The sequence below is a fragment of the Asaia sp. SF2.1 genome, from assembly GCF_000505765.1.
GTDB classification, from domain to species: Bacteria; Pseudomonadota; Alphaproteobacteria; order Acetobacterales; family Acetobacteraceae; genus Asaia; species Asaia bogorensis.
Genome location: NZ_AYXS01000014.1, coordinates 15,154 through 35,402, shown reverse-complemented (window position 1 = coordinate 35,402; position 20,249 = coordinate 15,154). Strand labels below are relative to the sequence as shown.

18 protein-coding genes are annotated in these 20,249 nt (G+C 61.8%); 12 read left to right on the top strand and 6 right to left on the bottom strand.

The features are described from left to right. Positions 1-3: 3 nt before the first annotated feature. Positions 4-273 (bottom strand): hypothetical protein, encoded by a 270-nt coding sequence (locus P792_RS0119035; RefSeq protein ID WP_031240782.1) that lies wholly within the window; start codon positions 271-273, stop codon positions 4-6. A 397-nt stretch (positions 274-670) separates the two neighbouring features. Between P792_RS0119035 and P792_RS28210 the strand changes: the two genes are divergently transcribed. The 6 genes from P792_RS28210 (at position 671) to P792_RS0119030 (ending at position 6,879) form a co-directional block, all read left to right on the top strand. Continuing rightward, entirely contained in the window at positions 671-1,717 is a 1,047-nt protein-coding gene (locus P792_RS28210) for a rod shape-determining protein (RefSeq protein ID WP_023978674.1), read from the top strand. A gap of 21 nt (positions 1,718-1,738) precedes the next feature. After that, the gene (gene mreC, locus P792_RS28205) at positions 1,739-2,683 is read left to right on the top strand and encodes a rod shape-determining protein MreC (RefSeq protein ID WP_031240780.1); all 945 of its coding nucleotides are present in this window, start codon (positions 1,739-1,741) and stop codon (positions 2,681-2,683) included. A gap of 4 nt (positions 2,684-2,687) precedes the next feature. Further along, positions 2,688-3,254 (top strand): hypothetical protein, encoded by a 567-nt coding sequence (locus P792_RS28200; RefSeq protein ID WP_023978672.1) that lies wholly within the window; start codon positions 2,688-2,690, stop codon positions 3,252-3,254. Between the two features lie 111 nt (positions 3,255-3,365). Continuing rightward, positions 3,366-5,273: a penicillin-binding protein 2 gene (gene mrdA / locus P792_RS28195; protein WP_023978671.1), complete on the top strand. Its 1,908-nt coding sequence runs from the start codon at positions 3,366-3,368 to the stop codon at positions 5,271-5,273. Continuing rightward, complete coding sequence (gene rodA / locus P792_RS28190; protein WP_023978670.1) at positions 5,273-6,427, top strand: rod shape-determining protein RodA; 1,155 nt, start codon at positions 5,273-5,275, stop codon at positions 6,425-6,427. The genes mrdA and rodA overlap by 1 nt, the downstream gene beginning before the upstream one ends. Beyond that, on the top strand, positions 6,424-6,879 hold the full coding sequence (locus P792_RS0119030; protein ID WP_051395872.1) for a DUF3293 domain-containing protein: 456 nt from the start codon (positions 6,424-6,426) through the stop codon (positions 6,877-6,879). The genes rodA and P792_RS0119030 overlap by 4 nt, the downstream gene beginning before the upstream one ends. Here P792_RS0119030 and P792_RS28185 read toward each other — a convergent pair. Genes P792_RS28185 through P792_RS28175 form a run of 3 tightly spaced genes read right to left on the bottom strand, consistent with a single transcriptional unit; the run spans position 6,863 to position 9,539 of the window. Next, a complete protein-coding gene (locus P792_RS28185) occupies positions 6,863-7,729 on the bottom strand; it encodes a LysR family transcriptional regulator (protein WP_023978668.1) in 867 nt (288 codons plus the stop codon). The two genes, P792_RS0119030 and P792_RS28185, sit on opposite strands and share 17 nt — an antisense overlap. Next, complete coding sequence (locus tag P792_RS28180; protein ID WP_023978667.1) at positions 7,726-8,100, bottom strand: YidH family protein; 375 nt, start codon at positions 8,098-8,100, stop codon at positions 7,726-7,728. Before P792_RS28180 ends, P792_RS28185 begins: the two co-directional genes overlap by 4 nt. After that, entirely contained in the window at positions 8,100-9,539 is a 1,440-nt protein-coding gene (locus tag P792_RS28175; RefSeq protein ID WP_023978666.1) for an FAD/NAD(P)-binding protein, read from the bottom strand. The genes P792_RS28180 and P792_RS28175 overlap by 1 nt, the downstream gene beginning before the upstream one ends. 464 nt (positions 9,540-10,003) lie before the next feature. Here P792_RS28175 and P792_RS37055 point away from each other — a divergent pair, with 464 nt between their 5' ends. Then, positions 10,004-10,213 (top strand): hypothetical protein, encoded by a 210-nt coding sequence (locus P792_RS37055; protein WP_152530191.1) that lies wholly within the window; start codon positions 10,004-10,006, stop codon positions 10,211-10,213. 413 nt (positions 10,214-10,626) lie between these two features. Here the strand turns inward: P792_RS37055 and glyS are convergent, their stop codons facing one another. Continuing rightward, positions 10,627-12,696 carry a glycine--tRNA ligase subunit beta gene (gene glyS / locus P792_RS28165; RefSeq protein WP_023978664.1) on the bottom strand — a complete coding sequence of 690 codons (2,070 nt, stop codon included), beginning with the start codon at positions 12,694-12,696 and terminating at the stop codon, positions 10,627-10,629. Next, the gene (locus P792_RS28160) at positions 12,696-13,583 is read right to left on the bottom strand and encodes a glycine--tRNA ligase subunit alpha (RefSeq protein ID WP_031240773.1); all 888 of its coding nucleotides are present in this window, start codon (positions 13,581-13,583) and stop codon (positions 12,696-12,698) included. The genes glyS and P792_RS28160 overlap by 1 nt, the downstream gene beginning before the upstream one ends. A gap of 174 nt (positions 13,584-13,757) precedes the next feature. On the opposite strand from P792_RS28160, the gene P792_RS28155 reads away from it, so the two are divergent. The 5 genes from P792_RS28155 (at position 13,758) to P792_RS28135 (ending at position 20,089) form a co-directional block, all read left to right on the top strand. Next, positions 13,758-14,546: a DUF2076 domain-containing protein gene (locus P792_RS28155; RefSeq protein WP_023978662.1), complete on the top strand. Its 789-nt coding sequence runs from the start codon at positions 13,758-13,760 to the stop codon at positions 14,544-14,546. A 218-nt stretch (positions 14,547-14,764) separates the two neighbouring features. Next, positions 14,765-15,538 carry a 5'/3'-nucleotidase SurE gene (gene surE / locus P792_RS28150; protein WP_023978661.1) on the top strand — a complete coding sequence of 258 codons (774 nt, stop codon included), beginning with the start codon at positions 14,765-14,767 and terminating at the stop codon, positions 15,536-15,538. A gap of 215 nt (positions 15,539-15,753) precedes the next feature. Then, entirely contained in the window at positions 15,754-17,271 is a 1,518-nt protein-coding gene (locus tag P792_RS28145) for an FAD-dependent oxidoreductase (protein ID WP_023978660.1), read from the top strand. An 86-nt stretch (positions 17,272-17,357) separates the two neighbouring features. Continuing rightward, positions 17,358-19,193: an aspartate--tRNA ligase gene (gene aspS / locus P792_RS28140; protein ID WP_023978659.1), complete on the top strand. Its 1,836-nt coding sequence runs from the start codon at positions 17,358-17,360 to the stop codon at positions 19,191-19,193. Positions 19,194-19,249: 56 nt separating this feature from the next. Further along, a complete protein-coding gene (locus P792_RS28135; protein WP_023978658.1) occupies positions 19,250-20,089 on the top strand; it encodes an EipB family protein in 840 nt (279 codons plus the stop codon). The last annotated feature ends 160 nt before the right edge of the window (positions 20,090-20,249 follow it).

Below are 20,249 nucleotides of genomic sequence, written 5' to 3'. Positions count from 1 at the left end.
AGATCAGTAACCGGAACGCGGGCGGTTGGGGGTGGTTGCGGCACCACCGGCAGCACCCAGAGCGCCGCCAGCAAGAGCGCCAATGGCGGCACCACGGCCACCACCGGCCAGCGCACCAATGGCAGCGCCACCACCAGCACCGATCAGGGCACCGGAACCAGCGCGTGCGCCGGGGTCATAAGGATTGCCGCAAGCGCTTAGGCCCAGCATGCCGAGACAGGCCGAAGCGGCCAACAGCTTGCGCGAGCTACGGAAGGAAACACGCTTGGTCATTGTTCTTGTATCCTAGGTCATTTGTCCAACACTGTCAGAACGGGGTGGTTTTTGATGAGTTTCCTCAAGCCACTGAGTCGTGAACAGGTTATGAACAAATAAGCCGATGACTCGGGTTGGGAGCATGTTCGCATCATGGCCAAGCTGGGACGATTTGTAACGCAAGGTAACTGCCGCGATAAAGCATGGCTACGGCGGTGTTTATGGTCATTAAACTGCAATTTTCCCCAATCACCCCTTGCCCCCCACACGGGGCCCCGGTAAGCCACCCGCCAGAATATCTCGCGCCATGACTTCAGCCCGCCAGGGGCTTGCGTAGCCCCCAAGGGGATCATGCAGGCAAGATGGAGGCAGGGCGCAACCCGCGCGCGCAAAACCTTTCAGCCAGGAGGCTTGAATGTTCTCACGTCTGCTGGGTCTCATGTCGGCAGACATGGCTATCGACCTCGGCACCGCCAACACGCTCGTTTATGTCAAGGGACGGGGTATCGTCCTGGATGAACCTTCTGTCGTCGCCATCGCCGAGGTGCGTGGCAAGAAGCAGGTTCTGGCGGTTGGTGAAGAAGCCAAGCTGATGGTCGGTCGCACGCCGGGCAATATCACGGCCATTCGCCCGCTGCGTGACGGCGTGATTGCCGATTTCGAAGTCGCGGAGGAAATGATCAAGCATTTCATCCGCAAGGTGCACAACCGTCGCGCCTTTGCCAGTCCGCAGATCATCGTCTGCGTGCCCTCTGGTTCGACTGCGGTCGAGCGTCGCGCCATTCAGGAAAGTGCCGAAAGCGCCGGTGCGCGCAAGGTCATGCTGATTGAGGAGCCCATGGCGGCTGCCATCGGTGCAGGCCTGCCGGTGACGGAGCCTTCAGGCAGCATGATCGTCGATATCGGCGGTGGTACGACGGAAGTGGCTGTGATCTCTCTTGGAGGCATCGTCTATGCGCGTTCGGTGCGCGTCGGCGGCGACAAGATGGATGATGCGATCATTTCCTACATCCGCAAGACCTTCAATCTCCTCATTGGCGAGAGCTCGGCCGAGCGTCTGAAGATTGATATCGGTTCGGCCTGCCTTCCCGATGACCCGCGTGACCCGGGGCCGGTAAAGGAAGTCAAGGGGCGCGACCTCATCAACGGCGTGCCGCGCGAGGTTCTGGTGAGTCAGGCACAAGTGGCCGAGAGTCTCTCTGAACCCGTCATGCAGATCGTTGATGCCGTCACAACGGCGCTCGAGAATACGCCCCCTGAACTGGCTGCGGATATCGTGGACAAGGGTATTGTGCTGACAGGCGGCGGTGCACTGCTCTACCGTCTGGATGATGTCCTGCGCAATGCGACAGGTCTGCCGGTGACAGTGGGTGAATCGCCGCTCTCCTGTGTTGCGCTCGGTACTGGGCGCGCGCTTGAGGAGATGCGTCGCCTGCGGAATGTCCTGATCTCGATGTACTGATAGCCAGGGAGCATCCCGTCGATGCTGTCGATACAGGGACGACATGCACTCGCGAAGCTGATGCTGCCGTTTTTCTTCATTCTGGCGGTCGGGTTGATCATGCTTGGTCTGACCCGACGACCGGCGGTTGATTCCCTGCGCATGAAGCTCGCCGACGGGCTTTCTCCGGCTTATCGCCTGATGGCGGCCCCGGGTACAGGTTTCGGGCACCTCCGTCAGTCTCTTGTCGGGCTGACCGATATCGCCGGCGAAAATGCTCGCCTGCGGGCCGAAAACCAGAAACTGCGCCGTTGGTATGATGTTGCTGTAGCGCTCGCGGATGAGAATGCGCAGCTCAAGGCCAGCCTGCACTGGATTCCTGACAACGCGCCCAACTTCGTCAGCGGTCATGCCCTTCGCGATGCGGGCGGGTTATATGGCCGTTCCATTCTGCTGGCAGTGGGTGACGATCATGGAATCGTGCCGGGTGACGTCGCGCTCGATGCCTCAGGCCTTCTGGGCCGCGTAACCGAAACCGGGTCGCATACGGTGCGTATCCTGATGATCAATGACGAAGCGAGCCGTATCCCGGTCATGCTCACCGCGTCACGCGGCAACGCCATCATGGCCGGCGATGGCTCGCTTTATCCGCGTCTGATCTATTATGCGCAGGATAACCGCCCGGTAGAGGGTGAGCGCGTGGTCACAGGCGAACAGCCCGCACCAGAAGGGCGTGATCACGGGGCTTTTGCGGGCATGCCGGGTGGGCTGGTGGTCGGTACAGTGCATTACCTGCGTCCCGGTTCACCGGTCGTCGTGCCGGAGGCAGCGCTGGATCACCCTGATATCGTTCGTGTGTTCAACTACATGATCGCTGACCATAACGGTCCCGATGCCCCGGGGCGCGTCCATCTCACCCCGCCCATGCCGGTTGCGCCGGAACTGCCTTTCGTTCCGTTCCAGAAGCCCGTGCGCGGGCAGGGCTGACACCATGGTTTCCCATCGTCTGCCCCCTGATATCCATCCCGGCATTGCTCCCCGACAAACCCTGCGTCGGCGTATCGACGGACTTGTACGTGCCCTCATGCCGTCGCTTTTTGTGGTCGTCTGTGCACTCACTCTCTCGGCAGGGCTTGGCCTGCCGGGCCAGAGCGAGCTCTGTTTTGGCATCGCGGCGAGTACCGTGTTTTTCTGGTCCTCGCATCGCCCCCAATCCATGACGCCTTTCATGACGTTCTGTGTGGGGGTGATCTGTGAGGCGCTGAGCTTCGGGCCGCCGGGTGTGTTTCTTTTTTCGATGCTTGTGTTTCATGGCGTTGCGCATCTGTGGCGCTATGGTTTGAGCCGGATCAGCTTTCTGTTCGGCTGGGCGCTGTTAGGGGCTCTTGCCCTTGTTTTGTCGTTGTTTGGATGGATCATCGCGTGTATCGGGTCGTTGGCATTGCTGTCTCCGGGGCCGAGTCTCTTTCAGGCAGCGGTGACGATTGGTATCTATCCGACACTGAGCGCGCTGTTTGCCTGGGCGCGTCGTACAGTGGCCAACCCCGAGCAAGCCTGAAGGCCCCGACTTGACCCTTACGTCCCGTTACAGCGCAGTGCCTTGTGTTGAACGTCCGACCGGCGAAGGCGATGTTGTGACCTGTCTTAGGCTCGGGATCCTTGCCGCGTGATGAGAAAGAGCAGGCGGACTCCACCTTCCCGGGCACGTGCCAAACGCGAGGAGATCACCCCCTCGCGCGGTGTCTTTACGCGCAGGGCGCTTCTTGTTCTGGCAACGCAGGCCGGTGTGCTCGGCGTGTTGGGCAAGAAGCTCTATGATCTTCAGGTGCATGAAGGGGACCACCTGCGCGATCTGGCGGCGCGCAATCGCACGAGCAAACGATTGCTGGCCCCGGCGCGTGGCCAGATTGTCGATCGCTTCGGCATCCAGCTTGCTGGCAACAAGGTCAACTGGCGGGCGCTTCTCATGCCTGAGGAGACGACCGATCTGCACGCAACGATTGCCCGTTTCGGTCAGATCATCGCGCTGGACGAGCGCGACCAGGCCCGTATCGAGCGCGACCTTCGTCATATCCGCAAATATGTGCCTGTTGCGCTCAAGGACTTCCTGAGCTGGGACGATATGGCGCGTATCGAACTGAACGCGCCCAGCCTGCCTGGCGTGCTGATCGATGTGGGAACGACGCGCCTTTATCCCTATGGGCCGCAGCTCGCGCATATCGTCGGCTATGTTGCCCCGCCTAACGAGCGCGATGTGGCCTCAAGTCCCATGATGGCGCTGCCCGGTATGCGCGCGGGCCGCGCGGGCATCGAGCAGACGCAGGATCTCCTGCTGCGTGGCGAGCCGGGCTCGGTCGAGATGGAGGTCAACTCCAAGGGCCGTGTCATGGGCGAGATGGACCGCCTGGACGGTCAGCAGGGCGATGAAGTTGTCCTGACCATCGATGCCGGCTTGCAGCAGATGGTGCTTAACCGCATTGGTGATCAGGCGGCGAGCGTTGTGGTGATGGATTGCCGCAACGGCGAGGTTCTGGCCATGGTCAGCACCCCGTCATTCGATCCGTCGCTTTTCGATTCCGGCGTGAGCCATGCCCAATGGATCGAGTGGACGAACAACGTCCGGACACCGCTCATCAACAAGACCGTGGCGGGTGTTTACCCACCGGGCTCGACATTCAAGCCCGCCGTGGCGCTTGCCGCATTGCAGTCAGGGCAGATCAGCCCTCAGGACCGGTTTACCTGCCCTGGCTATTACGATATGGGCGGCGTTCGCTTTCATTGCTGGTCGCGCTGGGGACATGGCAGCATCACCATGCAGCAGGCGCTCATGTATAGCTGCGACGTCTATTTCTATCTCGCAGCGCGCAAGATCGGCATGGAGCCGATCAAGGCGATGGCCAACGGGTTTGGTCTTGGCACCAAGCTCGATATCGAATTGCCCCATACACGTGCGGGTGTGATCCCCACGCCGGAATGGCGGCAGAAGCACGGCTTCCACTGGAATGGTGGCGACACGGTCAATGCCGGTATCGGGCAGGGCTTCGTGCAGGTGACGCCGCTCGAGCTTGCAACCTATGTCTCGCGCATCGCCTCCGGCCGGAATGTCACGCCGCATCTGGTGCGCAAGGTGAATGACAAGGATTCCGAGCACACGCCGCTTGATGCCGCGCCTGTGCTCGATATTCCCGACACGCATCTTGCCGTTATCCGGCAGGGGATGTTCGATGTGGTCAATGCACCACGAGGCACCGCGCCCAAGGCCCGGCTGAACATTCCCGATGTGGCCATGGCAGGCAAGACGGGCTCCGCGCAGGTGCGACGCGTTTCACGTGCCCTGCGTGAGAGTGGTCACTTCAATTCGATGAACCTGCCTTGGGAAGAGCGCCCCCACGCGCTGTTCATCTGTTTCGCTCCTTATGACGCGCCACGCTACGCGATTGCCGTTGTGATCGAGCATGGCAATGGCGGTGCCGATGCCGCGGCCCCTCTGGCGCGGGACATCATGACCGACACGCTCACGCGCGACCCGGTCAATCATGACCATGCCCCCGGTCAGGCCGTCGCGGACGCCGAGTAATGAACTGGCAGAAACGCCTGTGGCGTCCCGAGCCGAGTTTCAGGCTTCTGGGCAAGCTTCTCCAGATCAACTGGCTCTACGTGCTTCTCATCTGCGCTCTGGCCGGGGTCGGCTATCTCGCGCTCTATTCAGCCGGAGGCGGCACGGCTAAGCCTTTCGCACGCCCGCAGATGGTTCGGTTCGGCTTTGGTCTGGTGATGATGATCGTGGTTGCGCTTACCAGCCCCAGAGTGCTGCGTCTGCTCTCCATTCCGATTTACCTCATGGCCATCACCCTGCTGACCCTCGTGCTGCGCATGGGCCATGTGGGTAAGGGCGCAGAGCGCTGGATCAACCTGGCCGGTATCCAGTTTCAGCCCTCGGAATTCGCCAAGATTGCTCTGGTCCTGGCTCTGGCGAGCTGGTTTCATCGCATCGACATCAAGCGCATGGGCAATCCGCTCCGATTGATCCCGCCCGCCTTGCTGACGCTCCTGCCAGTGGTTCTGGTGCTCAAGGAGCCCAATCTGGGTACGGCTGTCATCATCGGTCTCATCGGTGCGACCATGTTCTTTGCTGCGGGCATGCGCCTTTGGCAGATCGTGCTGCTGGTGGCGCCGGTGCCGTTCCTAGGCAAGTTCGTCTATGCGCATTTGCATGACTACCAGAAGGCCCGCATCGACACCTTCCTGCACCCTGAGCATGACCCGCTTGGCGCTGGCTACAACATCATCCAGTCCAAGATTGCCCTTGGCTCGGGCGGGATGTGGGGCGAGGGTTATCTGCGCGGGACGCAGGGGCAGTTGAACTTCCTGCCGGAAAAACAGACCGATTTCATTTTCACCATGATTGGTGAGGAATGGGGCTATGTCGGCGCGGTTTCGGTCATTGGTCTCCTGGCCACGCTTGTGGTCGGGGGAATGCTCATGTCCATGCGTAGTCGCAACCAGTTCGGGCGGCTGCTGGCTCTGGGCATCTCGGTCGACTTCTTCCTCTACTGCGCGGTCAATCTGTCGATGGTCATGGGGGTCATTCCGGTGGGTGGCGTGCCGCTGCCCCTCATCTCCTATGGCGGTTCGGCCATGCTCACCATGATGTTCGGCTTTGGCCTGCTGCTTTCTTCCTGGGTTCATCGCAACGAGCGCGATGTTGTCGAGCGTAATCCGGATCTGTGAGAAGGATCAGACCGCCGGGCCCGGCGATCCTGCGTGCCTATCATGACACGGCGTATCGGATTCCGCCCTTTACCCTGCGTATCGGGCAGACACTCAGGCCGTGGCCTTTTTCCGTTCCGGCGCTTGTGCTGATCGGGGCCTGTAATCCTGGTGGCAGGCGTATGCCTGATCGGTACAATCAGCGCGCCATGACGGCTTTGCATGCGACACTCGACCGTGCGTTGCGTTCGTCTGGCTCAGGGTTCACGCCGGTGGTGCTCTGTGGTGAGGGTGTGCTGGGGCAGTGGCAGGAGCCGTTTTTCGCAGTGCCGCTCTCGCCTGACAGAGCCCGTGTACTGGGCCGGCAATTCGGTCAGAATGCCCTCGTCATCGCACGAAGGGGCCAAAAGGCCCGGTTGGTGTGGCTATGCGACCGCCTTGCGCTAACCGAAGCGTTCAAAGCAAGGCGATAAATGCTTTCTCTGCGGGGGAAAGCGCTCTGGCGTTGCGCACAAGCGAGAAATGACGTTCGGGGAAGCGGATGCCGACATGATGCAGCAGCCCGTTCTCGATCAAGCCAGCGACCACACTGGCCGAAAGCACCGTGGCTGCATTGCCGGTTGCGACAGCATTGGCGATTGCCTCGTTAGATGTCAGCTCCATCACGACAGACAGGGCAGCGCGGTCAACGCCCCAGTCTGCCACCGCTTTTTCAAAGCTGGCACGGGTGCCTGAGCCTTTTTCGCGCAGGATCCAGTCTGAACCGGCAAGGTCCTGGGGGCAGGGCGGTTGGCGGGCCCATTCGTGCTCGGGAGTGACCACGAGCAGCAGCTGATCGGTTGCGACCGATGTGGCTGTCAGGGTGGGGGCCGCCACAACGCCCTCAATCAGCCCCATGGCCAGCGTATCGTCCAGCAGATGCTGACAGATATCCTCGGTGTTGCTGATGGTGACTTCCAGCGTGATAGCCGGATGCTGTTCATGAAAGCGGTTGATACGGGCGGGCAGCCAGTAACTGGCGATGGTCTGGCTGGCCCAGAGATGCAGCGACCCCTCATCGAGCGTCGTGAGGGCGCGCATGCGCTGCTGGGCCGCCCCGGCGCGTTTGAGAACTGCACGGGCTTCCTCCAGAAAGAGCGCGCCCGCTTGTGTCAGGCGTATGCGCCGCCCGATACGATCGAAAAAGACGAGGCCGAATGTCTGTTCCAGCGTCATGATGGCATGGCTGACCGCTGACTGGGTCAGGCAGAGCGCTTCGGCTGCACGGGTCATATGCTCGCGTTCCGCGACCGCCACAAAGATGCGCATCTGGTCAAGCGTCATGAAGGCAGAACGCCGAGCAGCGAGAGCAGAATGGCGCCGATCAGGGCGCAGAGGAGCAGACAGAAGATACCCTCCAGTCCACTCAGCGTGATCTCACGGGGTTCTTCTGCCGAGAGGGCTTCCTTGACCTTGCGAAACCGCCACCAGCTTGCAGGCAGAAGGGCAAGCCCGGCACAGATGGTCGCCACCCCGATCCAGGCTGAGGACCCCGGCAGGACCGGCATGGCAGCATGATGCTCGCTGCTGATAAGGCGCAGAAAAATGTTGAATTTTGCCAGCATGCACCCGATGGCGACCATCGCCAGCGCCGTACGCACCCAGGCCAGAAAAGTGCGTTCATTGGCGGCGTGGTCGGTATAGCGGGCAATCATCAGGAACGGCTTTCATGACGGGGGGAAGCAGACGCGCCCTTTGGTGTCTGGACGGCTGAAGGGCTGGCGAGGCGTGTGGCGAGATCATAGGCCTGCTGGCGGATTTCCGGAATGGCGATGGATTCGAACAGTGTTCCCAGTCGGGCGGGTCCCAGTGTGTAGAGGGCATGAGGACTTTCGCCATTGGCGTCGATCAGCCTGCTATCATTGCCCGTATCCAGCCCGGCGCCCCGGTGGCCTTGCGAGGCGAGCCCCGAAGCAAATAACTGCTCAAGCAAGGCCGATCCGACACGCGCGTAGTCGAGATCGGGACCTGTGCAATTCAGCACATGATCAGCGCGAAAGCGCGTCTGGCCCCCGGCATGGCTGGCTGTCACGATCAGGCCTTCAGGCTGCGCCTCGATATACGTGACACGGCCGGCGTGAAGTTTAAGCGTGCCCTCCTGAAGGGCATCGTGCAGGAAAGCGGCGATCTGTGGTGCGATGCGGTGACGCGCTACATCCCATCGACGCCTGAGATGACGATTGAACCGCGCCTGTTCAGTCTGCGAAAGCGTCGCCCACAAGATATTGGTGATGGGACGTAGGCTGTCGATCGCACTGCGCCAGTCCAGTCCCAGCCTCAGCGCTGCATGAAACTCGCGGACATATCGGCTGAGACGGGCGCCTTTGTGATCGGCGCCTTTTTCGACGCTGATAACAGGCGCGACGGATTTCTGGCCGGGTTTATGAGACTTCGGCAGGCTTGCATGTCCTGACAGGAGATGGATCGGTCCCGCATGTCCGGCGAGGCGCGCCTTCATGACCATGTCGATGGCGGTGAGGCCACTACCGATCATCAGTAATGTTGCCTCAGGGGCAAACGGGGTGAGGCGGCCCTTCGTGGCCATATCTTCGGCAGCGGCATTGCGGTAACCGGCTCCGCTATCCCAGACATTGTGATGATAACGCGGGTCGCGCATGACTTCAGGAGTTGTGCCACGCAGCATGGCAGGCGGGAAATTGCCAAGGGCCAGAACGACCTGCTGCGCCATGACGATTTCTCCGGAGGCCAGAACAAGCCTGAAACCCCTGGCGACAGCATGGCACGCCACCACCTTGCCCCGCACGGAGACGACGCCGCTTTCATCAAACAGGTGCTGGAGGTAGAGGCCGTAAATCGCGCGGGGGATGAAGGCATCGGGTGCGATACCCGGATCAATGTGTCGGTGTAGCCACTGCACGAAATGATCCGGCTCGTCCGCCAGCCCGCTCATGCCGCAGGCAGGAACGTTGAGCAGGTGGCCGATGCACCGCGTGCCATAGGCCATCCCGAGAGTCGGGTTGGCGTTGGGATCGATGATCAGACAATTCCGTCCATGTTGTCTTTTCAGAACATGGGCAAGCAGGGTTGCGCTGGCTCCCCCGCCGATAATGACAATCTCATATGGCCTGTCCATGGTTTCCTACTCCCTCGCGTCTCAGGGACTATCAGGGGTGTGGGTCAATCGATCCAATTGATATTATGGATCGCACCGATCGATTTTCATGAACAGTATCCTTGGTGTGGCCGCGGTTTGTTGCAGGCATCGTATCCTTGGGGTTGCTGCTTAGGTATTGAACAATCGCCTGGGAAATATGGGGGCTAGGGACAGGAAAAAGCGCCCGACCCGTAAAACTGTTGCGCGACTCCGGATCGAGACCTGAAGATCGCCTCACTGACTCTTCGGGAAGGTTCGAGATGATCCAGGACCGTGTGCGGAGAATGATAGTTGTTGCCTGCGCGGCTGCCTCACTGCCTTATCCGGCTCGTGCGAAAGGGTTCTTGACCGTCCTGCCGCTCCGGTTCGATATGCCTGCCGGCAAGATAGTTCCGCCCTCAAATGGCCCGTTGGCGGGATCGGGACGCTGGGAGCCCGCGCCAATGCCTCGCCCGATGGCGGCACCGCCTTTACGGCGCACCGCGATGGGCAGGATCGTGGATTTCGGGCGGCAGTTTCTCCCTGTAGGAAATGGAGCACCGGGGCACGATCCGACAACAGGCACATCGATCGGTGCGTTTGGACCGGCCTATCAGGATGCCAGTCTGGTCGGCCACGGACGCGCCCCGCCGGGCGAGACAGTAGGGCACTGAGCAGGAAGCTCGGCGCGGACCGCTTCTTTTTCCTGTCGACACGGATCATGGACAGAGCGCAGGCGCGAGGAACCCCGCGTGACTCTTTTTGGGCTCTGGGAAGTTTGAGGAGGCATCGTTCATGAGCTGGAGCCGGGAACGTGTGGGAGCCTTTTCGCGGAGTTACGGCTTAAGTTGTGTGCCGGGCCTTGATATCAGCCAACACCCGCGACGATGCATTCCTCAAGCCCAGATGGGCGCTTTTGTCTGATGAGAAGATAGGCTGTGGCTGACGAAACCGCCGGGTACAGCTTGCGGCCGCACTGTCCGCAGGATGGTTGCGCGAGAGTTGAGGGCGGCGCAACCTTCAGCTCAGGCAGGAAGCCTTCTGTCTCCAGCGCTTCAGGCGTCGGAGACAGGGGTAGGCGTCGATATCAGCCTTCGATCTGGACGAACTCGGCAATCTCGGTCAGTGTCTCACCAATCTGGGCCAGAAGGCGCAGGCGGTTGAGGCGTCGAGCAGGCTCGGGATCATTGACCGTCACCTCGGCAAAGAACTGATCGAGGCTCGGGCGCAGCCCTGCTGCCACACGCATGGCATCGGCAAAGCGCTCTGCCACCAAGGCATCGTGGATATCCTTGCGGGCACACGCAAGAGCGTGGCCCAGAGCGCGTTCCTCATCCTGCACATAGAGGGCCGCATCGGGTTCACCCTGATGCGGGCCGTCCTTGCGGTTCTCGATACGCAGGATATTGGCGGCGCGCTTGCTGGCCGCCAGCAGGTTGCGTCCGTCATCCGTGTCCACCATCTCGGCCAATGCCGAGGTGCGGGCCAGAAGGCGTACGAGGTCGCCATCCAGTCCACCTGCCAGTGTAGCGGCGAGCACATCATGGCGCTCGCCCTCGGTGCGAAGCTGCACGCGCAGGCGCTCGGCCAGGAAGCCGGGCAGGGCGGCGAGCTCGCCGCCTTCGCGCAGGCCTTCGGGCAGGTTCTGCGCAGCCTGTGCGATCAGGGCTGTCAGATCGAGGCGCAGCTGGTTGTCACGAATGATGCGGATGATCCCAAGCGCCGCGCGACGCAGCGCATAGGGGTCGCCGGAGCCGCTTGGCGTCTCGCCCATGGCGAAAAAGGCCGTCAGCAGGTCCAGACGGTCTGCCAGAGCCACGGCGACCGAGACAGGCGCACGCGGTGTGTCGTCATTCAGGCCGCGCGGCATGTAATGCTCTGCCACCGCATCCGCAACCGCATCGCCTTCGTGGTCATGACGGGCGTAGTAGCCACCCATGATCCCCTGAAGTTCGGGGAACTCACCGACCATGCCGGTGGTGAGATCGGCCTTGGCCAGCAGGGCGGCCCGTTTTGCGTGGTTCTGTGCGGTGTCATCCAGCCCCATCGCCCGCGCCACGATACCGGCCAGCGTCACGATGCGCTGGACGCGCGCACCCTGACTGCCAAGGCGGGCATGGAAGGTCACGGCATCGAGCGCCGCAACACGATCGGCCAGCGTCGTCTTGCGGTCGAGATCCCAGAAATGGCGGGCGTCGGCAAAGCGTGCCCGCAGCACGCGCTCGTTGCCTGCAATGGTCAGGGCGCCACCATCGGCGAAGTCCATATTCGCGATGAATGCGAAATGCGGGGCTGCCTTGCCGTCCGCCGTGCGCAGCGCAAAATAGCGCTGATTGATGCGCATCGAGACCTGCATCACCTCAGGCGGCAGATCCATATAGGCATCGTCGATACGCCCGAGCAGGGCAACGGGCCATTCGGCCAGACCCGAAACTTCCTCGACCAGCTTGTCATCCTGCACAAGGGTCAGGCTGGCCCTCCCTGCCTGAGCCTGCAACCCGTCGCGAATGATCGACAGGCGTTGCGCCGGGTCGAGCACGACCTTGCGGGCAAACAGCTCGCTCCTGAGCTGCTCGAAGGACGTCACCTCGAACGCCTCCGGTGCCATGAAACGATGGCCTTCGGTCTGCGTACCGGCCACGAGCCCGTGGGCATCATCGGTGTCGGTAGCGAGGCTGAAAGGCACCAGCTTGCCGTCAAGCAGGCAGATCACGCGGCGCAGGGGGCGTACCCAGGTGAAAGCGCTGCCCTGTCCCCAGCGCATTGATTTGGGCCAGGGAAAGCGCCAGAGCAGGCCCGGAATGGTCGCTGCAATCTGCTGGGAAGCGGTGATGGCTGGCAGTGTGCGATTGAGCACCCAGAAACCGTTTTCGAGCACGAGCGCATCGCGCTCGGCACCGTGCTTGCGAAGAAAGCCGGCAAGCGCCTGTTCTGGCGCGCTCTCGCGCGGGCCGCGCTCGGACTGCGTCGTTTCAGCAATCTGATCGTTGATCTCAAGCGAGACGCCGATACGGCGCGCGCCCCAGAAAGCTGTGACGTTTACGGGTGACAGGGGCGAGAGGGCCTCACTGACCAGACGGGCCAGATCCTGCCCCGCCGTTTCCTGCATCCTGGCGGGAATTTCCTCGCAATCGAGAACGAGAAGGAATTCGGCCATTATTTCGACTCCTCGTCGCCAGCAAGCCAGGTTTCGCAGCACAGCTTCGCAAGATTGCGCACCCGACCGATGTAAGAGGCACGCTCCGAGACCGAGATCACACCGCGTGAGTCGAGCAGGTTGAACAGATGGCTGGCCTTGACGCACTGGTCATAGGCAGGCTGGGCGACACCGGCTTCTGCCAGACGGACAGACTCCGCCTCGGCATCACGGAAGTGACGCATGAGCATTTCGGTATCGGCCAGCTCGAAATTGTGACGCGAGTAATCCTGCTCGGCGCGCAGGAAGACATCGCCGTATTTCAGGCCCTGACCGTTGAAGTCGAGGTCATAGACGTTTTCGACGCCCTGCACATACATGGCCAGACGCTCGAGCCCGTAGGTCAACTCGGTTGAGGGTACGACGGTCGGGATGCCGCCAACCTGCTGGAAATAGGTGAACTGCGTGACTTCCATGCCATCGCACCAGACTTCCCAGCCCAGACCCCAGGCGCCGATGGTCGGGTTTTCCCAGTCATCTTCCACAAAGCGGATATCGTGCTTTTCCGGATCAATCCCGATGGCACGGTAGCTGTCGAGCAGCAGGCGCTGGCTGTCCTCGGGTGTTGGCTTGAGCAGCACCTGATACTGGTAATAATGCTGAAGACGGTTCGGGTTTTCGCCATAGCGGCCATCTGAGGGACGGCGGCAGGGCTGCACATAGGCGGCCTTCCACGGCTTGCGCCCCAATGCCCGCAAGGTGGTGTGCGGCGAGAGCGTGCCCGCGCCAAGCTCTGTGTCATAGGGCTGGAGCAGGGCGCAGCCCTGTGCCGACCAGAACTGGTGCAGGCGCAGGATCAGATCCTGAAAGGAAAGGGGGCGTCCGCCGTTTTCGGGCAAGGGGGTCAAGGATCGAGGCTCCGGTCTTGTTCACTTGCCCTGTTCTACCCCGACAGCCCAAACAAGCCAATCGCAGGCGCGGCATTCAATAGGCCGGGCCGTTGAGCCGGGCACTTGCAACTCTTTCCGACCCAAACCACATTATATGCCGTTATCATTTTGACCGGATGGAGAGTCATCCCCATGAACCAGCAAGAGCGTGATCTTATTTCGCAGTTCGTTGCCCGCGTCGGCGGAGCGCCGAATAGCGGGTTTGGCGGCTCTCAGGCCCCGGCCAATCTGCCTCCGGTCGATCCCGAGGCGGATCGCTGGATTGCGGATAACTTCCAGAAATACCCTGAAGCCCGCTACCGCGTGACCCAGATGGCTGTGGTGCAGGAAGTGGCGCTGGCCGAAGCGCAGAACCGCATCCGCCAGCTCGAGTTCCAGTTGCAGCAGGCGCAGTCCCAGTTGCAACAGGCACAGCAGCAGCGCCCGCAGGGCGGTGGCGGCCTGTTTGGTGGTCTGTTTGGCGGCGGTAACCGCCAGCAGTCATCGGCACCGCCTCCGGGCTGGGGTGGTCAGCCCCAGCAAGGCTACGGTCAGCAGGGTTATGGCCAACAGGGCTACGCTCCGCCGCCGCAGGCCAATCTACCCCCGGGCTACTCGACCGGCATGTTCCAGCAGCGCGGGTCGGGCTTTCTCGGCTCGGCACTGACCACGGCCACGGGTGTTGCAGGCGGTATGCTGGCTGCCAACGCCATTGAAAGCCTGTTTTCGGGCCATCATGGCGCCGATGTTGCCGGTGGTTTTGGTGGTGGTGAAACCATCATCAACAACAATTACGGCGGTGCGGGTAATGATCCCTTTGCCGGGGGCGGTCAGGACGCCGGGCAGAACTACGACGCCAATGACTGGGGCAATAATGGCGGCGATAGCGGCGGAGACTGGGGTGGTGACAGTGGTGGCGGCTGGGGCGACGATTCCTTCTGAGCCCGTCATCATGGCCTGATCCGAGCGGATCTCCGGGCTATGCGGCCTCAGCGCAATTAACGCAGAAGCCTCAGACCCACGACTGATTTCTGGAAAACCCGGCCCTCACGCCGGGTTTTCTTTTGCCCGCCGACAGATCGTGACAGGGTCGCTTGTCCATGTCCGGCATCGGGGCATGATTTTTGTCCGTCCCGCTATCCGTGAGGAGAAACTCCCTAATGAGCCATCCTGTTTTCCGCCGTATCCTTCTGACCAACGATGACGGCATTGACGCGCCCGGTCTGGCGGTCCTCCAGGACGTGGCGGCGCAGTTGTCGGATGATGTATGGGTGGTTGCCCCGGCGCGGGATCAAAGCGGAATTTCGCATGCACTCAGCCTGCACGACCCGTTGCGAGTGCATCAGCATGGGCCAAGGCGCTTTGCCGTGACCGGCACGCCGGGCGATTGTGTGGCCATTGCAACACGGCATATTCTGGGTGACGCGGCCCCGAGCCTTGTTCTGTCCGGGGTCAATCGTGGGGCAAATCTGGGCGTCGAGACGGTGTTTTCAGGTACGGTGGGGGCGGCCATGACAGCCATGCTTCTCGGCCTGCCTGCATTTGCGCTCAGTCAGGCTTTCAGCGACGGCAATAATGTGCCGTGGGAAACAGCCCGAAAACTGGCACCTGATGTCATTGCCGCCTTCGCCCCCCTCGCGCTGCCGGAGCCCGCCTGCCTGAACATCAATTTTCCTGCCTGTCCCGCCAGTGAGGCAAAGGAGGCCGTGGTAACGACGCAGGGCCGCGGGCTGCTGCGCGATGTCGAGGTTGTGGCGCGCGAGGATATGCGCCGCGCGGCCTATCACTGGCTGCATCTCAAGCGCGATCATGAGAGCGACGCACCCGGTACGGAAACCCGTGCCATCGCCGAGAAACATGTGAGCGTGACGCCGCTTTCCTTCGGGCGGACAAACAAGGTGGTTCATGACTCGCTAATGGCACGGGCCCGCTAGCTGTCGGGCGTTCTCCTCTGCGCGGACAGATCGGGGGAGGCAGGCGAAGGTCTCACACTGGTCGCTACCGTATCCCGTCATGACACGACCCGGGCTTGCTGACGTCATGCGCTGCTTTCGGGGGGATGACGCAAGCCAGAGGCCCCAACCGGATCCGTTTCCCGGCGTTGCAATTGGTATCCAACACTGATTCATCCGATTGCACTGGAAACGACATGAGCCAAGATCTGCTGGACTGGACCGATGTTATGGCCCTGAATGACCTTCCAGAGGAGGTCATCACGCCCTTTACCATCGGTGACAAGGCGCTGGTTCTTTATCGCTCAGGCGATCAGATCCGGGCATTCGACGGAAAATGCCCGCATAAGGGGGCCCCGATGGAGCAGGGCGTGGCCTGCCGCTCGCTGCAGGGCGATGTGCAGCTTGTCTGTCCCTGGCACAAGGCGAGTTTCTCGGCCGAGAGTGGTCGCCTGATCGAGCCGCCCGCTCTCGATCCGCTCAATCGCTACCCTGTTGAAGTTCATGATGATCGCGTGCTGGTGGGCAAACAGCCCATGAGCCAGACAGCGCCAGCCCCCATGCGCGAGCACGAATTCATTGCCGTCATCGGGGCCGGGGCGGCGGCGATTGCTGCGGCCGTGACTTTGCGCGAGGAGGGCTTTGCCGGACGCGTGGTACTGGTCAGCCCAGAGCCCGACCTGCCCTACGACCGCACAGCGCTCAGCAAGATGGTGCTTGGCTCGGGTGAGGAGGGGGCACCTCCTCCGGCTCTGCGCCCGGCAGAATGGTATGACGCGCACAGGATCGAGCGGCTGGTTGATCGGGCGGTCAAGGTCGATCTCGAAACCCGCCTGATCACGCTGGAGAAGGGTAATCCGTTCACGCCGGATCATATCCTGCTTGCCTCCGGCTCTCGCGCCCGCAAGCTGGATGTGCCCGGCGCCACGCTGGAAGGAGTGCATGGGCTTCGCTCCGCGCAGGACGCCCAGCAGATTATCGCGGCGGTGGACAAGAACACGAGTGTCGTCGTGATCGGCTCCGGCTTTATCGGCATGGAGGCGGCGGCGGCGTTGCGCAAGCGTGGGGCTGGCGTGACGGTGGTCTCGCAAAGCGAATTGCCATTCCAGAAGCAGCTTGGCGACAGCGTGGCAGGTGCCATGCGCAGCCTGCATGAGGAGAAAGGTGTTGCCTTCATCGCCTCGCGTAAGGTGAAGGCCATTGAGGGAGACAAGGCAGTCAGCGCTGTGACGCTGGATGACGGAAGCACCATCAGCGCCGATGTGGTTCTGGCCGGTATCGGTGCCAGCCCGGTGCTGGATTATCTGCCTGATTTTGCCATCAACAATCAGGGCGGGCTCGATGTGGATGAGTCCATGCGGGTTGCCCCTCATGTCTATGCGGTGGGCGATATCGCCAGCATGGCGCATGACGGCCAGCGTTACCGCATCGAGCACTGGCGCACGGCACAGTGTCAGGCGCGTATCGCGGCACGCACGATGCTGGGCCTGCCCGGCGGGACATTGCCTGTGCCGTGGTTCTGGACGCAGCAATATGACCGCAAGATCGAATATCTCGGCTGGCCCCAGAGCTTCGACAGGGTCGAGATCGACGGCGAGACGGATCGTTTCGATTTCACCGCACGTTATCTGAAGGGTGATAAAATTGTGGGTCTCGCCATGGCGGGACGTCCAAAAGAGATGGCGAAGGAAGCCGTCACCTTCGACGATGCTTGACAGACAAGGGGTGGAGCGGCTTCCTGCGCTTCATTCGCGGGGGGAACACCCCCGCAACCCCGTGGTTACGAATCAGGAAGACGCCCATGCACCTTTATCGCACGCATAGCTGTAGCGCCCTGCGCGAAAGCGACGCCGGCCAGACCGTCCGTCTGTCGGGCTGGGTTCACAGCAAGCGCGATCATGGTGGTCTTCTCTTCATCGACCTGCGCGACCAGACCGGCGTTACCCAGATTGTCATCCCCTCGGGGACGGATCTGCTGGAGACAGTAGAGCGTCTGCGCGTCGAGAGCGTGATTACGGTGACGGGCGAAGTCGTGGCGCGTGAAGACGGCCAGCGCAACCCGCATCTCCCTACGGGCGCCATTGAACTGCGCGCACGCGAGATCGAGGTTCGCTCCCATGCCGCCGTGCTGCCTTTTCAGGTGGCGGGCAACGAGAACTACCCCGAGGACCTGCGCCTCAAATATCGTTACCTCGACCTGCGTCGTGAGAAGATGGCGGCAAATATCCGCCTGCGTTCGGCAGTCATCGCTTCCATGCGCTCGCGCATGATCGGCCACGGATTTACCGAATTCCAGACGCCCATCCTGACCGCGTCCTCGCCTGAAGGCGCGCGTGACTTCCTCGTGCCTGCGCGCCTGCATCCGGGCAAGTTCTATGCGCTGCCGCAGGCACCGCAGCAGTTCAAGCAGCTGGCCATGGTGGCGGGTTTCGACCGCTATTTCCAGATCGCGCCCTGCTTCCGCGATGAAGCCTCACGCGCTGACCGCAGCCCCGGCGAGTTCTATCAGCTCGATTTCGAGATGGCGTTCGCCACGCAGGAAGACGTGTTTGCCGTGCTGGAAGACGTGCTGAGCGGCCTGTTTGCCGAGTTCGGCAAGGGCCGCAAGGTCGACACGGCACCTTTCCGCCGTATCCCCTATGACGAGGCAATGCGTCTTTATGGCTCCGACAAGCCGGACCTGCGCAACCCGCTCCTGATCAGCACGGTGACAGAAGCCTTTGCCAATTCCGGCTTTGGCCTGTTTGCCCGTATCGCGGCCAATGGCGGCGAAGTGCGCGCCATTCCGGCCCCCGGTGCCGGGACGCGTCCGCGCGGCTTCTTCGACAAGCTCAATAGCTGGGCGCGCGATGTCGGTGCGGGCGGTCTGGGCTACATCATCTTCGAGGAAGATGGCGGCAAGGGCCCGATTGCCAAGAATCTGGAAGCCGATCGCGTTGAGGCCATTCGTGAAGCCTGTGGCCTCAAGGCGGGCGATGCCGTGTTCTTTGCCGCAGGCGAAGGCGATGCCGTGGTCAAGTTCTCGGGTCAGGTGCGTACGCGCATCGCGCAGGAACTCGATCTGATCGAGCAGGACGCGTTCCGTTTCTGCTGGATTGTCGATTTCCCGATGTTCGAGCGCAATGAGGAGACGGGTCAGATCGACTTCTCGCACAACCCGTTCTCCATGCCGCAGGGCGGGCTTGAGGCGCTGAACTCGCAGGACCCGCTGACCATCAAGGCCTATCAGTACGATATCGTCTGCAACGGCATCGAGCTCTCCTCGGGCGCGATCCGTAACCATCTGCCGGAAGTCATGATCCGTGCCTTTGCCATTGCCGGCTATGGCGAGGACGTGGTCGAGGCGCGCTTTGGCGGTATGCTCAACGCATTCCGTTATGGCGCCCCGCCGCATGGTGGCTCGGCACCGGGTGTGGACCGCATTGTGATGCTGCTGGCCGATGAGCCGAATATTCGTGAGGTCATCCTGTTCCCGCTCAACCAGAGCGGTGAAGACCTCATGATGGAAGCCCCGGCGCCGGTTGAGCCCGCGCGCCTGAAAGAGCTTTCGCTCGCCATCCTGCCGCCCAAGCCCAAGGCTGCGGTCGTCAAGGACGGGGGACAAAAAGAAGCTGGCCAGAAGGACGGGGCGGCCTGAGACCCCCTCGGAGCAGAGCAATGCGGTTGAGCCGGGCAAAAGGAGCATCGCCTGCGATGCTCTGCCTTCGGGCTGTGGCCTCGGCAGGTGCCAGTACGCTGTCGGGTTTCTGGCTGGCTCTTTACGGTCTGGGTTCCCCGGCACACGCGGCGCAAGTCCCGAAGGCCGAGCCAGCCTTGCTCGCCCATAAGGTGACCTACACGCTCGATCTCGCTCGTCTCAAGGCGGGGTCGCTGGCAACGGCGGGTGGTCAGGCCACTTACCAGATTCATGATCTGTGCGATGCCTGGTCTGTCAGCCAGAAGCTCGATGTGCAGGTGACCGGTGCCGATGGCACGGTCTCGGCACTGAGCTATCAATCGGCAACGCTCGAGGACAAGAAGGGCCGGTCCTTCATTTTCCGGACGGTCCAGACTCAGGATAACGAAACCACCAGCGAGACCGCCGGAGAGGCCAGACGCCAGCGCAATGGCAATGTGGTGGTGCGCTCTACCAAGCCAGAGGCCAAGGTCATGACCTTGCCGGCACGGGTCGTCTTTCCCACGCAGTTCACCCTTCAATTGCTCGATGGCGCGCATAAGGGCGTACTGCATCTGGAGCGTGATCTGTTCGATGGGGCTTCGACCGATGGCGCGACGCCAAGCTATGCCACGCTGGGGCGACTGGTGCAGGTGAAGCCAGATAGCCCCAATGCGATCTTTGAAAGGCTCAGCGCCGTGCCGGTCTCGGTAGCGAGCTTTGGCGTCGGCAACGCAGCGTTTCTGCCTGACTCGACGTATAGCGACCGCCTCTGGACGAACGGCGTCGAGGACAGGTTGCTGATCGATTTTGGTGATTATGTTCTGTCAGGCCAGATCGAGAGCCTGACAACCCTGCCAAGCCCTCGCTGCCCCTGACGCGAGCCCTTCGCTTTCGATTGACGGCCATGCCGACACCCGACAAGAGCGTGTCGGCTCTTGGTCGCGCCCCGAATGCGTTTTCGCGCGGGTGCGGCCAGTGCCGCGACAGCCGGATGAGGGGGGGGGCTGCAAAGGCCGTCGCGCCTTTCTCAAGCAA

Bases quoted from the DNA above. Each gene is read 5' to 3' on its own strand.
- P792_RS0119035 (WP_031240782.1), bottom strand. From the start codon at position 273: ATGACCAAGCGTGTTTCCTTCCGTAGCTCGCGCAAGCTGTTGGCCGCT.
- P792_RS28210 (WP_023978674.1), top strand. From the start codon at position 671: ATGTTCTCACGTCTGCTGGGTCTCATGTCGGCAGACATGGCTATCGAC.
- mreC (WP_031240780.1), top strand. From the start codon at position 1,739: ATGCTGTCGATACAGGGACGACATGCACTCGCGAAGCTGATGCTGCCG.
- P792_RS28200 (WP_023978672.1), top strand. From the start codon at position 2,688: ATGGTTTCCCATCGTCTGCCCCCTGATATCCATCCCGGCATTGCTCCC.
- mrdA (WP_023978671.1), top strand. From the start codon at position 3,366: ATGAGAAAGAGCAGGCGGACTCCACCTTCCCGGGCACGTGCCAAACGC.
- rodA (WP_023978670.1), top strand. From the start codon at position 5,273: ATGAACTGGCAGAAACGCCTGTGGCGTCCCGAGCCGAGTTTCAGGCTT.
- P792_RS28185 (WP_023978668.1), bottom strand. From the start codon at position 7,729: ATGACGCTTGACCAGATGCGCATCTTTGTGGCGGTCGCGGAACGCGAG.
- P792_RS28180 (WP_023978667.1), bottom strand. From the start codon at position 8,100: ATGATTGCCCGCTATACCGACCACGCCGCCAATGAACGCACTTTTCTG.
- P792_RS28175 (WP_023978666.1), bottom strand. From the start codon at position 9,539: ATGGACAGGCCATATGAGATTGTCATTATCGGCGGGGGAGCCAGCGCA.
- P792_RS37055 (WP_152530191.1), top strand. From the start codon at position 10,004: ATGCCTCGCCCGATGGCGGCACCGCCTTTACGGCGCACCGCGATGGGC.
- glyS (WP_023978664.1), bottom strand. From the start codon at position 12,696: ATGGCCGAATTCCTTCTCGTTCTCGATTGCGAGGAAATTCCCGCCAGG.
- P792_RS28155 (WP_023978662.1), top strand. From the start codon at position 13,758: ATGAACCAGCAAGAGCGTGATCTTATTTCGCAGTTCGTTGCCCGCGTC.
- surE (WP_023978661.1), top strand. From the start codon at position 14,765: ATGAGCCATCCTGTTTTCCGCCGTATCCTTCTGACCAACGATGACGGC.
- P792_RS28145 (WP_023978660.1), top strand. From the start codon at position 15,754: ATGAGCCAAGATCTGCTGGACTGGACCGATGTTATGGCCCTGAATGAC.
- aspS (WP_023978659.1), top strand. From the start codon at position 17,358: ATGCACCTTTATCGCACGCATAGCTGTAGCGCCCTGCGCGAAAGCGAC.
- P792_RS28135 (WP_023978658.1), top strand. From the start codon at position 19,250: ATGCTCTGCCTTCGGGCTGTGGCCTCGGCAGGTGCCAGTACGCTGTCG.